This is a genomic window from Brevibacillus borstelensis (assembly GCF_003710865.1).
GTDB classification, from domain to species: Bacteria; Bacillota; Bacilli; order Brevibacillales; family Brevibacillaceae; genus Brevibacillus; species Brevibacillus borstelensis.
Genome location: NZ_RHHO01000042.1, coordinates 18763 through 34000 on the forward strand (window position 1 = coordinate 18763; position 15238 = coordinate 34000).

19 protein-coding genes and 1 other annotated feature are annotated in these 15238 nt (G+C 52.9%); of the genes, 17 read left to right on the plus strand and 2 right to left on the minus strand.

Features of this window, described 5'->3' with window-relative positions:
- The first annotated feature begins 79 nt into the window (after window positions 1-79).
- The 3 genes from EDM54_RS20985 to EDM54_RS20995 are packed head-to-tail and all read left to right on the plus strand — an operon-like array spanning window position 80 to window position 1572.
- A complete protein-coding gene (locus EDM54_RS20985) occupies window positions 80-1054 on the plus strand; it encodes a CPBP family intramembrane glutamic endopeptidase (RefSeq protein ID WP_122958743.1) in 975 nt (324 codons plus the stop codon).
- A gap of 12 nt (window positions 1055-1066) precedes the next feature.
- The gene (locus EDM54_RS20990; protein ID WP_003390194.1) at window positions 1067-1294 is read left to right on the plus strand and encodes a DUF2508 family protein; all 228 of its coding nucleotides are present in this window, start codon (window positions 1067-1069) and stop codon (window positions 1292-1294) included.
- Window positions 1295-1305: 11 nt separating this feature from the next.
- The gene (locus EDM54_RS20995; protein WP_024984320.1) at window positions 1306-1572 is read left to right on the plus strand and encodes a pro-sigmaK processing inhibitor BofA family protein; all 267 of its coding nucleotides are present in this window, start codon (window positions 1306-1308) and stop codon (window positions 1570-1572) included.
- A 12-nt stretch (window positions 1573-1584) separates the two neighbouring features.
- Here the strand turns inward: EDM54_RS20995 and EDM54_RS21000 are convergent, their stop codons facing one another.
- Window positions 1585-2103: a hypothetical protein gene (locus EDM54_RS21000; RefSeq protein WP_024984321.1), complete on the minus strand. Its 519-nt coding sequence runs from the start codon at window positions 2101-2103 to the stop codon at window positions 1585-1587.
- Window positions 2104-2315: 212 nt separating this feature from the next.
- On the opposite strand from EDM54_RS21000, the gene EDM54_RS21005 reads away from it, so the two are divergent.
- The 12 genes from EDM54_RS21005 to rsmI all read left to right on the plus strand — a co-directional run bounded on the left by EDM54_RS21005 (window position 2316) and on the right by rsmI (window position 11133).
- On the plus strand, window positions 2316-3338 hold the full coding sequence (locus tag EDM54_RS21005; RefSeq protein WP_122958744.1) for a Rossmann-fold NAD(P)-binding domain-containing protein: 1023 nt from the start codon (window positions 2316-2318) through the stop codon (window positions 3336-3338).
- Between the two features lie 47 nt (window positions 3339-3385).
- A complete protein-coding gene (locus EDM54_RS21010) occupies window positions 3386-3568 on the plus strand; it encodes a sigma factor G inhibitor Gin (RefSeq protein WP_003390198.1) in 183 nt (60 codons plus the stop codon).
- 112 nt (window positions 3569-3680) lie between these two features.
- Window positions 3681-5153 carry an aminotransferase class I/II-fold pyridoxal phosphate-dependent enzyme gene (locus EDM54_RS21015; RefSeq protein ID WP_024984323.1) on the plus strand — a complete coding sequence of 491 codons (1473 nt, stop codon included), beginning with the start codon at window positions 3681-3683 and terminating at the stop codon, window positions 5151-5153.
- Window positions 5154-5221: 68 nt separating this feature from the next.
- A complete protein-coding gene (gene tmk / locus EDM54_RS21020) occupies window positions 5222-5863 on the plus strand; it encodes a dTMP kinase (RefSeq protein WP_031933413.1) in 642 nt (213 codons plus the stop codon).
- 144 nt (window positions 5864-6007) lie between these two features.
- Window positions 6008-6337 carry a cyclic di-AMP receptor DarA gene (darA, locus tag EDM54_RS21025; protein WP_003390201.1) on the plus strand — a complete coding sequence of 110 codons (330 nt, stop codon included), beginning with the start codon at window positions 6008-6010 and terminating at the stop codon, window positions 6335-6337.
- An 88-nt stretch (window positions 6338-6425) separates the two neighbouring features.
- Entirely contained in the window at window positions 6426-6872 is a 447-nt protein-coding gene (locus EDM54_RS21030) for a YaaR family protein (protein WP_003390202.1), read from the plus strand.
- Window positions 6873-6881: 9 nt separating this feature from the next.
- On the plus strand, window positions 6882-7862 hold the full coding sequence (gene holB / locus EDM54_RS21035) for a DNA polymerase III subunit delta' (RefSeq protein ID WP_024984326.1): 981 nt from the start codon (window positions 6882-6884) through the stop codon (window positions 7860-7862).
- A gap of 2 nt (window positions 7863-7864) precedes the next feature.
- Window positions 7865-8680, plus strand: a complete 816-nt coding sequence (locus EDM54_RS21040; protein ID WP_003390204.1) for a PSP1 domain-containing protein — start codon at window positions 7865-7867, stop codon at window positions 8678-8680.
- Between the two features lie 40 nt (window positions 8681-8720).
- Window positions 8721-9089: a DNA replication initiation control protein YabA gene (gene yabA / locus EDM54_RS21045; RefSeq protein ID WP_003390205.1), complete on the plus strand. Its 369-nt coding sequence runs from the start codon at window positions 8721-8723 to the stop codon at window positions 9087-9089.
- Window positions 9090-9225: 136 nt separating this feature from the next.
- Entirely contained in the window at window positions 9226-9993 is a 768-nt protein-coding gene (locus tag EDM54_RS21050) for a tRNA1(Val) (adenine(37)-N6)-methyltransferase (protein WP_003390206.1), read from the plus strand.
- The gene (locus EDM54_RS21055; protein ID WP_003390207.1) at window positions 9968-10252 is read left to right on the plus strand and encodes a GIY-YIG nuclease family protein; all 285 of its coding nucleotides are present in this window, start codon (window positions 9968-9970) and stop codon (window positions 10250-10252) included. The genes EDM54_RS21050 and EDM54_RS21055 overlap by 26 nt, the downstream gene beginning before the upstream one ends.
- Window positions 10249-11133: a 16S rRNA (cytidine(1402)-2'-O)-methyltransferase gene (rsmI, locus tag EDM54_RS21060; protein WP_003390209.1), complete on the plus strand. Its 885-nt coding sequence runs from the start codon at window positions 10249-10251 to the stop codon at window positions 11131-11133. The genes EDM54_RS21055 and rsmI overlap by 4 nt, the downstream gene beginning before the upstream one ends.
- Before the next feature lie 92 nt (window positions 11134-11225).
- Here the strand turns inward: rsmI and EDM54_RS21065 are convergent, their stop codons facing one another.
- On the minus strand, window positions 11226-11477 hold the full coding sequence (locus EDM54_RS21065; RefSeq protein WP_003390211.1) for an AbrB/MazE/SpoVT family DNA-binding domain-containing protein: 252 nt from the start codon (window positions 11475-11477) through the stop codon (window positions 11226-11228).
- A 430-nt stretch (window positions 11478-11907) separates the two neighbouring features.
- Window positions 11908-12157: a binding site (T-box leader), on the plus strand.
- A gap of 43 nt (window positions 12158-12200) precedes the next feature.
- Between EDM54_RS21065 and metG the strand changes: the two genes are divergently transcribed.
- A complete protein-coding gene (gene metG / locus EDM54_RS21075; RefSeq protein WP_024984327.1) occupies window positions 12201-14228 on the plus strand; it encodes a methionine--tRNA ligase in 2028 nt (675 codons plus the stop codon).
- Window positions 14229-14247: 19 nt separating this feature from the next.
- On the plus strand, window positions 14248-15015 hold the full coding sequence (locus EDM54_RS21080) for a TatD family hydrolase (RefSeq protein ID WP_003390214.1): 768 nt from the start codon (window positions 14248-14250) through the stop codon (window positions 15013-15015).
- Window positions 15016-15238: the final 223 nt, after the last annotated feature.

Sequence of the window (15238 nt, forward strand, 5' to 3'; positions counted from 1 at the left end):
AGGCTTGCCTGTCTTTTTTTTTCAAAAAACTACTTTTTTGCTAGGACGAGACATAAAGTGTAACGGGGAGAGTGAGACAATGCTGAATGGACCGGGGCTGCTGCTCTCGGAAAGGACACAGAAAGACCGGACGAAGAGCTGGGCGATCGTCCTGTTTATCGGCTATTGGGTCATGTTTGCAGCGGAGTTGTTCATGGTCCGCTTTCAGCGGGGAACTGACGGCTTATGGGTGGCGACAACTGCTGAGGAGCCGGCAGCGTGGCTCGTTATTCTCATATTGAGTGTCACAGGGATAAGTCTGCTGGTTTCCATCGTGTATGCGGTGCAAGCGGCGAGAAACCGGGGGAGAGGGGACTGGCTGTGGACCCCGTCCGAAGTGACGGGCAGTGATGTGCTGCACGTAGTCGCATGGCTTCACGTGTTTCAGACATGTACGCTGGTGTTGTATGGATTGGTGTTGCCTGCCACGCTTTTTCCCGCAGGGTCGATTGGCAGTTTTGTTGAATCTGCATCCTTTCAGCTTTTTATTTTGGTGCTTGTGCCGCTGCTGCTGCGAGGGCGCCTGGATCAGATAGGCGTTTGCAGGCCGCGTCAGTTGGGATGGATGATCGTCAGTTTGATCCTGTTGTTTTTGGCTGTCATGCTGCTGCTTGATGTGGCAGTGACCAAACCGGTCGCTGAATGGTTTGGACTGGCACTCGACTCGGAGAGAGAAAAGCAGATCGAACAGGAAATCGTCCATGCGCGCGAACGCAACGGATGGGCTGTCTTGACCTCGCTAGTGATGATCGGGGGGCTGGTTCCGCTTGCGGAGGAATTGCTGTTCCGCGGTGTGGTGCAAACGTTCCTCGTGAGCCGGCTCGGTGCCGTGATCGGCATTTTTATCAGCAGTCTGTGGTTTGCGTTGATGCATGTGGATATCGCTTTGTTTGCACCGTTGTTTGCGATGGGCGTATTCCTCGGGTATCTGCGCCATCGTTTCCAATCAATATGGGGGGCCGTACTCCTGCATGCACTCAATAATATGGCCGGTGTTCTTTATTACTTCCAATAGGGAGGATGGGCAATGGGCTTTTGGAGGCAGGAAAAACCATCAGTTACATGGGGAAGCAACGGAATTGAGGAAGCGGTCAACCGCGCTCGGCTCGACTGGCAGCACGCCAGCCATCTGATGGAAATCAGCGAGCCGGACAACGGGCTGGAAGATGCTATTTACTACCTGCAGCTAACTGAAAAACGCTACATGTATCTGCTCTCCCATGCGAAAAGGGAGCGGGAACACCAACAAGCGTAAGGGGGATTTCCATGACATCAGGGTGGTTGATTGCCCTGCTCGTTGCGGGGATGTTGCTGTTGATTGCGGCCAGCAAATCAGTATGGGGGCCGATCCGCTGGCTTGGATTCGGTGTCATGCAGCTGGTCATTGGCGCCGTTTTGCTGTTTTTCGCCAACCTCGTCGGGGAACTGGCCGACTTTCACATTCCGATCAACCCTGTTACGGCTCTACTGACCGGGTTGTTGCGATTGCCGGGTCTGGCCGCTCTGATCGTGATCAAAGTGTGGATGATCTAAAAGCTGACAAAGTCAGCCGTCGGTCAGCAGAAAGGCGACACTGCGATTTTCGTATTTGACGCGGCAATGCTTAGGCAGGCGGAGGGAAACAAGCAGGGCCAACAGCCTTGGCAGCGCAGCAATAATCGCACCGGCAAAAAGTGTAATGCCATAGGGAACGGGCAGCCAGACGTACAGGAATGCGGTCAGAAACAGGCTTCCTGCCAGAACGGTCGCTTCCGCACCACGATAGGCCGAGAGCGGGACAGGCAGTCGATAGCCGGCTCCCCACCAGGGTGAGAACAGCATGTCTGGAGTCGTCTGAGGAGCATGCCCCCGCAAGTGAACGTACATGCGAAATAAACAGAGATGGATGATCGCTATTCCCGGCAACACAGCCAATGAGACAACCAGGGCTGGAGCCGGGATTGCCAGCAGGCGTGCAGCAGCCGCAAAAAACAGTCCGAAAAGCAAGAGCTGTAACAGCGATCCGGCCAAGCGCCAGCGAAAACGGCGCACCAGTTTATAGCTGTAAATGGTTTGGTTTTCCATATGCCACATCCATTCGTTCTACGTACTCGAGTGTCATCATTTACTACTACCCTCGGATAATCCAGCCGTAAACCGGGAAAATTATTCAAAAATGCCCGTCACTTTACGTGCTGGCTGCACGGGGTACATCCCTATTATGGCATAGCCTCTCTTTGCGAGGAAGACGGGCATGTCTTGGCAGAGGACGACGAAACAGGAGGCGGAGAACGATATTGCCAGAGGATATGATCACACTCAGGGAAATCTCCGGTGTGACTCTTTCGGAATCGCGGAAGGCCGAACTGCGCAAGCTCGGGCTGGAGATATGCTCCGGGGAGGAAAGCGGAGCAAGCATTCAAGCGGACGGCATTCTGGTGGGCGGTCAGCCGGACAACCATGTAGAGGATCGGATCCAAATTGTTGAGGCGGGGGATGGTCCCCGTCTATTGCTCGTCTATGGGGACAAAATCCGGGCGGGGCTGGCAGATGAATGGTCGGCTGCCCATCCCGGGTGGGAAGTGATCCGGATGTTCCGTTTTTCGGACGGAGACAAAGTGCTGCTGGGCGGAGAGCCGTCTGGCAAATGGATGCGAAAACTGAGTCGGCAGCTCGCCCGGCGAAACATAATTTCGCTCCTATGCCGCAGAGGTGAGGTTGACGAGGCTGTCCGTCAGCTGGGACTTTATTTGACGTGGAAAGAACGGTTTTTTATGCGCCTTGGCGAGGTATGTGACGAAGAAGGCTCGCAGCTGCGAATCCAGGTGCTGGCGCGTGCACTCGGCATGGACAAACGAGTCGGACAAGGCTGGCTGTACCCGGATCGGAAGAGCCAGACACGGCTCTGCCGCTGGTTGGACCAGCAGCTTCAGCAAGTGTTAAAAAGAACAAATGTACATAGGATTACACTGTGGGGAAATATTTCGTTTTGGCTGCAATTTCCTGCAAGCGGGTTGCTTGGAAAGGAAGTTCGGCTGTTCTCCTCCGCAGTCGATCACGCCAAAGCCGAAACCGTACCCGCCGAATGGTCTGTATACGAGGATTGGCGTTCAGCCCTGTCCCAGTCGGATCTGCTGATGATTGGGACCGCCGATCCAGTTATTTCGGAGATGCCGCTGCCTGTGCTCGCCAGGGAGATGGCCAAACCGATTGTCATCGATGCTTGTTCATGCTTTCCTATAGAAGAAGCAGAATCATGCCGGATAATCTACCGAGCTATCGGCGAAAACACGAACGTTTGGGAATGGAGCCGATTATAATGGGGTATAATGGTTGGTAGATTGAGGGAAAAGGGCAGGCGTTTACTATGGAAAGAGTTGCTCAGCGATGCATCGTCTGTGAGGAAGAACGATTGGACGGGATCGCGATCTGTGAGCAGTTTATCTGCCAACATTGCGAGCAGGAAATGGTGCACACTGACGTACAAGATGCCAAATATCCATTTTTTATTCATCAGATGAGACGCATCTGGCTCACAAAAGACGCGTAGCTACGTTCAAAAAAGGCATTGGCCAAAGGGCCCGTGCCTTTTTCCGTTTTCGCCGACTTGCGGATAAAATCATGCTACAATAAAAAAAGTTGAAAAAAAGGACGTGAAGCTCGTGCGGGAAAAAAGCCCTGGCTACGGGGAGAGGCAGCGGCGCGCTCCCTTGTACGAACAGTTAGTCAAACACGCAAGCAGGCATCCGCATCCTTTTCATGTGCCTGGACATAAAATGGGACACAGCTTTGACCAGATCGGCAGGGAAACATTCGGTCCCTTACTGGAGCTGGATATGACGGAAATAACCGGGATGGACGATCTGCACCATCCCGAAGGCGTGATTGCGGAAGCCCAGGAGTTGGCGGCGGAAGCATTCGGTGCCGAGGAAACCCGGTTTTTGATCGGGGGCAGCACAGTCGGAAATATGGCGTTAATTATGGCGGTTTGTCGCCCCGGTGAGAAAATTCTGGTGCAGCGCAATTGCCACAAATCCGTTTTTCACGGCATGATGCTGGCTAGAGCCAATCCGGTCTATATTGTGCCTGCGGTCGATCCGGCCAGCGGGGTTGCTGCAGGCTTGCGCCGGGAGGACGTAGAGCGGGCTCTGATTGCCCATCCGGATGCGAAAGCCGTCTTTTTAACCAATCCAACCTATTACGGCATGGGCATCGACCTTGCCAAGATGGCCGCCACGGTTCACCGCTTTGGCGTGCCGCTGCTGGTCGATGAGGCGCATGGCTCGCATTACGGCTTTCACCCGGCTTTTCCGCAGTCGGCCATGGAAAGCGGGGCGGATGCTGCGGTGCAGTCCACGCATAAAATGACGACGGCGCTCACGATGTCGTCCATGCTGCATGTACAGGGCAACCGGATCGACCGGGAGCGTTTGGCCCGCAGCCTCGCGCTGCTGCAGTCATCCAGCCCGTCCTACCTGTTGATGGCCTCGCTGGATCTCGCCAGACGCCATCTCGTTATGGAAGCGGCCCAGGAGTGGGATGAGCTTCTCCCGTTACTGGACGAGCTGAGGGAGGCTGTCCGCGAAATGTCATGGCTGGAGCTTGCGGGAATCGAGTCCACGAGTGTATATAGCACGATGGATCCGCTAAAGCTGATGCTCATGCCGCGGGCTGCCGATTTGGACGGGTTCGGGCTGCAGCAGGTTCTGGAGGATTTCCGGATTTACCCCGAGCTTGCAGACACAGGGCATGTTTTGCTGGCAGCCTCGTCAGGTACCAGGCCGGCGGATATCGATCAGCTACTGCATGCACTGACATCGATCCCGGAGAAGCCAGATCGTCAGCCAAAACGCATTCTGCAACCGGGAATCGTCTCCTCCAGCTTTTTGCGCGAGCAGGCGATGCCGATCCACGAGGCGATGGACGCCCCGCTGGTCAGTGTGCCTCTGGAGCAGTCGCTGGGGCGGATAGCGGGAGAAATGATCATTCCTTACCCGCCGGGAATTCCGTTGTTGACCCCGGGCGAGAGGATCGATGAATCCTTCCTTGCCTTGCTGAAAGAACTGAGAAAAAGCCAGGTCAGATTTCAGGGAGTCCGGGATTCCCGGCTCGATTCGATAGTAGTCGTCCGGTAACCGCACTTTGATGCGGAAGCGCCGGGCAGGCAGCTTCCGGGCTGCTCATTTGAAATGTGGAGGGAGCAATTGTCGTGACAACGAGAAAGACTGGTCGGTTCATCACCATAGAAGGAGCAGATGGGGCCGGAAAATCGACCGTGGCAGCCCGCCTGTATGACGAACTGCGAACAAAGGGCTGGGATGTCATGCTGACGCGGGAGCCGGGCGGCATTGAGATCGCTGAAAAAATTCGCGAGATCATCCTCGATCCAAAGTACGTCAATATGGACAAACGGACCGAAGCCCTGCTCTATGCAGCGGCGAGAAGGCAGCATTTGGCGGAAAAGGTGTTTCCTGCGTTGGCAGAGGGCAAACTGGTTCTATGCGATCGTTTTATAGATAGCAGCCTTGCCTACCAGGGATACGCCAGAGGGCTGGGGATTGACGAGGTATTTGCCATCAACCAGTTTGCTGTAGAAGACTGCATGCCGGATTTGACGCTGTATTTTGACGTCCGTCCCGAGGTTGGGCTGGCCCGGATTAATGCCACAAAAGGGCGGGAGGTCAATCGACTGGATCTGGAAGCGCTGGAGTTCCATGAGAAGGTCAGGGAAGGGTACCAGATTGTCAAAGACCGTTTTGCCGATCGGTTTATCGTCATCGATGCGGAGCGGCCGGCAGATGAGGTGTTCGCGGAAGCATTAGCGCAGCTCGAGGCGCGTTTGTAAGGTTGGGGTACCGTAGTTGCGTGTACATGCTGTATACTATGAATAAGAAGAATATCGTTACACTGCCCCAGCTTTCTTCATATTATAGAAGGAAGACAGGTATTCGACTGTAAACCAAAACTACGCGGAAAGGGTGAGCGCCGTATGAAAATGGTGGTTGCTGTCGTTCAGGACAAAGACAGTGGTCGTCTGTCACAGCAGTTGGTGAAGAAGGGTTTCCGAGCCACAAAATTGGCAAGTACCGGAAGCTTTTTGCGCGCAGGCAATACGACATTTTTGATTGGTACGAATGACGAAAGTCTGCCGGATGTCATTGATATTATTCAACAGAACTGCAAATCACGCAAACAGATGGTCACCCCTGTCTCACCCTTGAGCAATGCCGTCGACTCGTTTATGCCCTATCCGCTTGAGGTTCAGGTGGGTGGCGCTGCGGTCTTTGTTTTGGATGTCCAACAGTTTCACTCATTTTAACAACGATGCGTACAAGGCATCTCCTTTTTGCGGCTGCTTTCGTATATACTGAAACAAGGCGGCAAAGGAGACTTGTCGGAGGTGCCGGATGAAAATCAGCGAAGGATTCAGACCAATCGCGGATATGGGCAAAGCTTCAGACATGCGGAAGACTTCAGAGACGGGGAAAGCAGCCTTTGCTGAAGTGATCAGGGAAGAAGAGCAGCGCATGTCCCGAGACCAGCTGATCAAGCTTTTCAACGACATCGACAAGCAAGGCCAAATTCTCGCTCGTTCCCGCTCCATCCGCGATTTTTACCGCTATAAACAGCTGATCAAGGAGTTCATGGAAGAGGCAGTCAAATACGGAATGGCCCTCGATGACCGGAGTGGGACGAATCGCCGGGGACAAAGCAAGCTGTATAAAATGATCAAGGAAGTAGATGCACAGCTCCTTCGGCTTGCCGATGAAATCGTAGATGTCCATTCGCCCATTATCGACATGCTGGGACGGATCGGCGAAATTCGCGGGATGCTGATCAATATGTATTTTTAGGTGAAAACCATGACATGGACAACATTTTCGCAGCAGCCCCGTGCGGCTGAGCTGCTCCATCATAGCCTGCGCAATGACCGGCTGGCACATGCCTACCTGTTTACCGGACCCAAGGGCGCGGGAAAAAAACAGATGGCCCTGCATCTGGCAAAATCCCTCTTTTGTCAAGAGAAAGAGGCGGATGCCTGCGGGGCCTGTCTCTCATGCAGGCGCATTGAGGCCGGAAACCATCCGGATATTACGGTCATCACACCGGATGGGGCTTCCATCAAAATCGATCAGATTCGCCATCTTCAAAAAGAAATGGCAATGCGCGCCGTAGAATCGATTCACAAGGTGTACATTCTTGAGCATGTAGACAAAATGACGACCCAGGCAGCCAACAGTCTGCTGAAATTTTTGGAGGAACCCCCTGCCGGTGTGATTGCCATGCTTTTGACAGAGCAAAGTCACGCCATTTTGCCTACCATCCTGTCACGCTGTCAAATCATTCATTTCTCTCCACTTTCTGCCGAAGCCATCGCCGAAAAATTGGTCTTGGAGGGCGTCTCCGCAGGAATGGCCAGGATCGCGTCCCACATTACGTCAAATTTGGAAGAAGCCCGTGTGCTCAGTCAAGCAGAATGGTTTGCACAGCTAAGAAATGTAATGATACAATTGGTGCAGGAATGCAAACAACACAACTCCTCAGCACTCTATACCATTCACGATATGTTGCAAAAGAGCGACAAATTAAAGGAGGAACTGCCCCTCTTTTTGGATTTGCTCATCCTTTGGCTGCGCGATATCCTGTATGTGCAAGTAGACAGACATGCCCATCTCATCAACAGCGACCAACAGGATGTGCTGCAAGGACAAGCCTTGATTTGGACAAAAGCTGAGCTCTTGCATGGGATCGATCTGGTCATGGAAACGAAAAATCGGATAGAGCGAAACGCCAACGCACAGTTGGCCCTTGAGCGGTTGGTTCTTCAAATCCAGGAGGGATAACCTTGTACGAGGTTGTAGGTGTCCGTTTTAAAAAAGCGGGCAAAATATATTACTTTGACCCTGACCAGCTGCCGATCGAGCGGGATTCTTCCGTGATCGTCGAGACGGCGAGAGGGGTAGAATACGGCAAGGTTGTAATCGGTCGCAAGCAAGTGGCTGACTCCGACGTGGTTTTGCCGTTGAAAAAAGTCATCCGGATGGCAGATGAGCGGGATGCGAAGCAGGTGGAGGAAAACAAGCAAGCCGCCAAAAACGCGTTTTCCGTTTGCCAGACGAAAATCAAGGAACACAAGCTGGAGATGAAGCTGGTCGACGTGGAATACACCTTCGACCGCAATAAAATCATCTTTTATTTTACAGCGGATGGACGAGTCGATTTCCGCGAGCTGGTCAAGGATTTGGCTTCCGTCTTTCGCACGCGCATCGAGCTTCGCCAGATCGGCGTTCGCGACGAAGCCAAAATGCTCGGCGGGATTGGCCCCTGTGGACGTCTTCTCTGCTGCTCCACGTTTTTGGGCGATTTCGAGCCCGTGTCGATCAAGATGGCCAAGGACCAAAATCTTTCATTGAATCCGGCGAAGATCTCCGGGTTGTGCGGACGGCTGATGTGCTGTCTGAAATATGAAAATGATAACTACGAAAGCACGCGCGACGAGATGCCTGACATCGGAGCATCGGTCACGACGCCGATGGGCGTAGGACGAGTGGTTTCCTTGAACATCCTGGATCACTCGATGCAGGTGGAGCTTTCGGAGAACAGACGGATTATGGAATTTGCGTTGGATGAAATCGTCGTGGGGCAGCCTACGTTTGAGTAGTCGATAGAAAAAGAACAGGTAGCGGGGATGAGGTGAGCAAGTGGACAAACGGGAAATCTTCGTCAAGATGGCCAGTATCGAGGAACGAATCGGCGATCTGTATCAAGAAATTGGCGAATTAAAGGACGTCATCGTCGTCTTGATGGAGGAGAACGCCCAATTACTCGTTGAAAACCAGCACCTTCGCAACCGACTGGACAAAAAGACGACCAAACCCGCACCGAAGCAAAAACGGTCCGAGCAGGTCAAAACCGAAGAAGCCAAGAAAAAAGTAGTCGGAGAAGGATACGATAATCTAGCGCGTTTATACGCGGAAGGATTCCATATCTGCAATGTGCATTTTGGCAGCTTGCGCAAGGAAGGGGACTGCTTGTTCTGCCTCTCTTTCCTCAGCGGGGTACAGAAATAAAACCAGAAATCATGAAGCAATGCGACAGAACTGAACAAGGAAAGAAAGCGACCTGGGCCCAAATGACAGGTCGCTTTTTCAGACCTGTATGAGCAAAAGACGTGGCTTGCAAAAGCAAAGGAGTAGAAAGTGACGAATGGATTCGGGGAAAAACGTGCCGCTTTACGAGTCGGAGCGGATCGATGACCTGCTGACTCACGAAATGAAAATCATTCAAAGCCATGAAGTGTTTTGTTTTTCGATGGATGCTGTGCTGCTCGCACGTTTCGCCTCCGTGCCCAAGCGCGGCAGAGTGCTGGACATGTGTACCGGCAACGGAGCGATTCCGCTGATTATGACGACGCGTTCCCCGGAAGCTGTATTTGAGGGTATCGAGCTTCAGCCCCGTTTGTACGACATGGCCAGTCGCAATGTTCAATTAAACAATCTGGGCGATCGGCTGACTATGCATCTCGGCGACGTAAAAGAAGCGGTGCAGTTGTTTGGCTACGGGAAATTCGACCTGATCACCTGCAATCCGCCGTACATGCCGGCGGGAAGCGGAGAGCATAACTTGAGCGAGCATTTTGCGATTGCCCGTCACGAGATCCGGTTATGCTTGGAGGACGTCATTCGGGTAGGGAGCCAACTGTTGAAAAATGGCGGAAAATTGGCTTTGGTCCATCGGTCCACACGTCTGATCGACATCGTGACCTTGATGCGCCAGTACGGAATCGAGCCCAAACGGATGCGTCTCGTCTATCCAAGACGCGATGCCGAGCCCAATATGGTGTTGATCGAGGGAATCAGAAACGGCAAACCGGAGCTTCGCATCCAGCCCCCGCTGATTGTTTACGAGAACGGGGAGGAATACTGTGAAGAACTTCAGGAGATCTACTTTGGAAAACGCGATTCCCTCTCATAAAAGCCACTTTGTCTATATTCTGCGTTGTGCGGACGGGACGTACTACACCGGTTACACAACCGAGCTGGAGAGAAGAATCCGCGAGCACAACGAGGGAAAAGGAGCGAAATATACGAGAGGAAGGGGCCCTGTCGAGCTGATGTACATGGAAGAAGGTGTGGATCGTTCGTGGGGGCTGAAACGGGAGGAAGCAATCAAGCGGCTTTCCCGCCTTCAAAAGGAAGCGCTTATCAGTCAAGCGAAGGGAGGATGCGAGTGAACATCCAGCGAAGCTTTGCAGATGAACAGAAGGGTGTGCTGTATTTGGTAGCGACACCGATTGGCAATCTGGACGATATCTCCGTCCGCTGCCTGGAGACACTCCGCTCTGTGGATGTAATCGCCTGCGAGGATACACGCCAGACCAGAAAGCTGCTCACCCACTTTCAGATCGAGAAGCGTACGGTCAGCTACCACGAACACAACAAGGAGGCAAGCGGAAGCGGGCTGCTGCAGTGGTTGGCTGAAGGCAAGCAAATCGCTCTGGTAAGTGACGCCGGGCTTCCGGCCATCTCCGACCCGGGAGCGGATCTGGTCAGGGATGCCGTAGAGGCAGGGTATCCGGTCGTGCCCGTGCCTGGGGCGAATGCAGCGCTGACAGCACTGATTGCGTCCGGTCTGCCTACGGACCGGTTTGTGTTTTGCGGATTTTTGCCGCGGGAAAACAAGGATCGGCGGAAAGAACTGGAGCGGCTCAAATTTTATCCGGAAACGCTTCTGTTTTACGAAGCGCCGCACCGGATCGCAAAAACATTGGAAGCGATACGGGAAGAGTGGGGCGACAGACGGGCGGTTTTGGCCCGCGAGCTGACCAAGCGGTATGAGGAGTTTGCCCGCGGAACGCTGGATGAGCTGATCCGGCATATTCGAGAAGGAGAAGCCCGCGGAGAATATTGTCTGGTCGTTGAGGGGTTCACCGGGCAGGCCGAAAAAAATCCGGATGAAGATCAATGGTGGATGCAGGTCAGTGTCGTGGAGCATGTGGACCGATATTGTGAGCAGGGCTTTAGCAAGAAGGAAGCGATCAAACAAGCGGCAGATGACAGAGGCGTGTCGAAAAGGGACGTATACAACGAATACCACCGGGAGATGCCGCTCTAGCCGCCATACATAAAAAAGAGACTGGTTTCTCGCACCAGCCTCTTTTTTATTCATCCAATCATCATAGATGCAATTGTTCCGATCAGGAGGGCCTAGCGCTTAACTGCAGGCATCTCAGACAGGCAATCTTGGCATACAATCTTGCCTTTAAAATGGGATACGCGGTCCGCATTGCCACAGAAGATACAGGCAGGCTCGTACTTCTTCAGAATGATGCGCTCGCCGTCCACGTAAATTTCCAGCGCATCTTTTTCAGCAATCCCCAAAGTGCGACGCAATTCAATTGGAATAACGACGCGACCCAGCTCGTCCACTTTTCTAACAATACCTGTAGATTTCATCATGTCTAGCCTCTCCTCTCAAGATGTTTCAAAATGTCGTTTATTGTTTGAAACGGATTTATAGTCGTCAATATTCGACAATTTCCGGTGTTTTCATCATACCAGCGATTCCCAAAGGTGTCAACATTCATTTTACATTTAATTGAAGATGAATGTGTTTTTGGCATTGTAAATCCATACAGGAGCATCAATTACATGTGATGTTTGTATATATGGCTGTGTGCATGGAAAAAACTAACTGGGATTTTTGTGGGGGAAAGCAGTCAGTTAATGTCGAATGCCAAGGATATTATTCGACAAATTTCGATGATATCCATTTGTTGTTCGACAAACTGATGCAAATTTTCGAGAGAGTAGGCAGGCGCGATTGTTTCTAGGCAATGGTTTACAAACAAAACCCAATGTGTACAATAGAATAGTAAAGAAGCATAAATGATCGACCATGACGGGAAGAGTAGGCTTGCAAACTTATGACAGAGAGCCGGGGTAGCTGCGAACCGGTATAAGCGACCAAGCCGAACATGGACCCTGAGTTTCACGGATGAACGGGCACCTTGGCACCAGTAGTTCGTGACGTAAGCCTACGTTACAGGTGAAGTCAGCAGCACTGACTTGCCAAGTCCGCCATTCGCGAGAAGGCGGAGCATTTGGGTGGTACCACGAGATCAAAGCTCGTCCCAATCCGGGGCGGGCTTTTACTATTTTATCAAGGGGGGCACTTGTCTTATGAAACCGACGTATTACATTACGACGCCGATCTATTATCCCAGCAACAAGCTGCACATCGGTAACGCCTACACGACCATTGCGGCAGATGCCATGGCCCGCTACAAAAGACTGCGCGGTTATGATGTCTACTATTTGACGGGTACGGACGAGCACGGGCAAAAGCTGCAGGAGAGAGCAGCAGAAGACGGCAAACAGCCGCTGGAGTTCATCGACCCGATCGTCGACTGGATTCGCGATCTATGGGAAAAGCTCGATATTTCCTATGACGATTTCATTCGCACCACCCAGCCTCGCCACAAAGAGGTCGTCCAGAAAATTTTCCAACGCCTGCTTGACCAGGGAGACATCTATCTGGGAGAGTACGAGGGCTATTACTGTGTGCCGGATGAAGCCTTCTGGACGGAGACACAATGCAAGACAGACAAAGGGTATTTCTGTCCGGACTGTGGGCGTGAGGTCAAAAAAGTGAAGGAGCAAAACTACTTCTTCCGCCTGTCCAAGTATCAAGACAGACTGCTGCAGCACATCGAAGCCAATCCTGATTTCATCCAGCCGGAAACCCGCCGCAACGAGATGATCAACAACTTCCTCAAGCCGGGTCTGCAGGATCTGAGCGTTTCCCGCAGCACATTTGACTGGGGAATCAAGGTTCCGAGCGATCCGAAGCACGTCATTTACGTCTGGATTGACGCATTGACCAACTATATCTCCGCGCTCGGCTATCTGTCCGATGACGACAGCAAATATTTGCGCTATTGGCCCGCTGATGTTCACCTGGTTGGGAAGGACATCCTTCGTTTCCATACCATCTACTGGCCGATCCTGCTGATGGCGCTTGACCTGCCGCTGCCGAAAAAAGTGTTCGGCCACGGTTGGCTGCTTATGCCCGATGGCAAAATGTCCAAATCAAAAGGGAACGTGATCGATCCGAAGCTGCTGATCGACCGCTATGGTTCGGACGGTGTTCGCTACTTCCTGCTCCGCGAGATTCAATTCGGACAGGACGGCGTCTTCACCCCGGAAAGCTTTGTTCAACGACTCAACTACGATCTGGCCAATGACATCGGAAACCTGCTCAGCCGTACGGCGACGATGATTGAAAAATACTTTGACGGCGTCGTTCCCGCACCGCAGGACAAGGGAGAGCCTGACGACAGCCTGATCAGTCTGGCGACCAGGACCAAAGCACTGGTGGAAGAGCATATGGATGAAATGCGCTTTAGCAACGCTCTCGCCCACATCTGGGAATTGGTCGGACGTGCCAACAAATACATTGACGAGACCATGCCGTGGAATCTGGCCAAGTCTGACGAAACCAAAGGACGGCTGGCGACAGTCATGTACAACCTGGTGGAAAGCATCCGGATTTGCTCTATCCTCATTCAGCCGTACATGACCAAAACACCTGCAAAAATTTGGGACCAATTGGGCATTCTCGACAAACCGGAGGCATGCAGCTGGGAGTCGGCTGGCGTCTGGGGAGGCCTTCCGGCTGGAAGCAAAGTCAGCCGCAAAGAGCTGCTGTTCCCGCGCCTGGATGTACAGGCGGAGCTGGCTTTCATCGACGAGTCGACAGCAGAAGCCCGCCGTCAGGCAGAAGAAAACAAGAAGAAGCAGGACGCATTGAAAGGAGAACCAACCGTGAGTGAAGCAACGAACCAAACCGAGGCACAAGCTGCAGAAAAACCGGCGGACGCAAAAGAAGAGATCGGCATCGACGACTTTTCCAAAGTCGAGCTTCGCGTTGCACAGGTAGTCGAATGCGCGAAGCATCCAAACGCGGATAAGCTCTTGATTCTCCAGTTGGATCTGGGCTACGAAAAACGTCAGGTCGTCTCCGGCATTGCCAAGTACTACACGCCGGAAGAGATGGTTGGGAAAAAAGTAATCCTCGTGGCCAATCTCAAACCGGTCAAGCTGCGTGGGGAAATGTCCCAGGGCATGATTCTGGCGGCATCCGTCGGAGACCAGCTGACGCTGGCGACTGTAGACCCGACCATGCCAAACGGAGCAATTGTGAAATAAGGAAAGGGAGGACGCACACGTGTTATTTGAAACGCACGCGCACCTCAACGCCCCGGAATTCGATGAAGATCGCGAAGAGGTGATCGCACGTGCCCGGGAAAATGGCGTAAGCACGATCGTCAACATCGGGTTCAATGCAGAAACGATTCCCACCTGCCTGCAGCTGGCTGAGAAGCACGATTTCATTTATGCGGTCGTAGGCTGGCACCCGCAGGACGCCAAAGACATGACAGACGAACATCTGGAATGGCTGGAGGAGCTGAGCCGTCACCCCAAAGTGCTCGGTCTCGGGGAAATGGGACTTGATTACTATTGGGACACTTCACCCAAGGACGTCCAGGCGGAGGTGTTCCGCAAGCAAATCCGTTTGGCCAGGAAGGTGAACCTGCCGATCATCATCCACAACCGCGACGCTCACCAGGATGTGATCACGATCCTGAGAGAGGAAAAGGCGGCTGAGGTCGGCGGCATCATGCACTGTTTCTCCGGAAGCTGGGAAACGGCAAAAATGGCACTGGATATGAACTTCTACATCTCCTTTGGCGGTCCGCTCACGTTTAAGAACGCGAAGCAGCCAAAGGAAGTGGCGGCGAAAGTGCCGCTTGACCGCCTGCTGATCGAGACCGATTGTCCGTATCTGACGCCGCACCCGTTCCGCGGAAAGCGAAACGAATCCGGCTATGTCCGTTATGTCTGCGAAGAGATGGCCAACATCCATGGCATGACGTACGAGGAGATGGCCAAACAGACTGCCGAGAATGCTCGGAGGCTGTTCCGGCTGGATTGACAGTCGAGGCAAAAAACAAATGAAACGAGCTTGTCCCCTGGGGGCAGGCTCGTTTTTTCGTGAAGCGTGCCCAGCAAGCCGTTAATTGCTAGTTGGTGAAAGTCCAACCGAGGCAGGAGCCAAGTCACCTCGTAGCTGACAGGCAACTGGTGGAGAAATCCTAAGGTTGAAGCCCTGTGACAAAGTAACTCGAAAGAGTGCGAGCAAATCAGCAGGCCGTAAC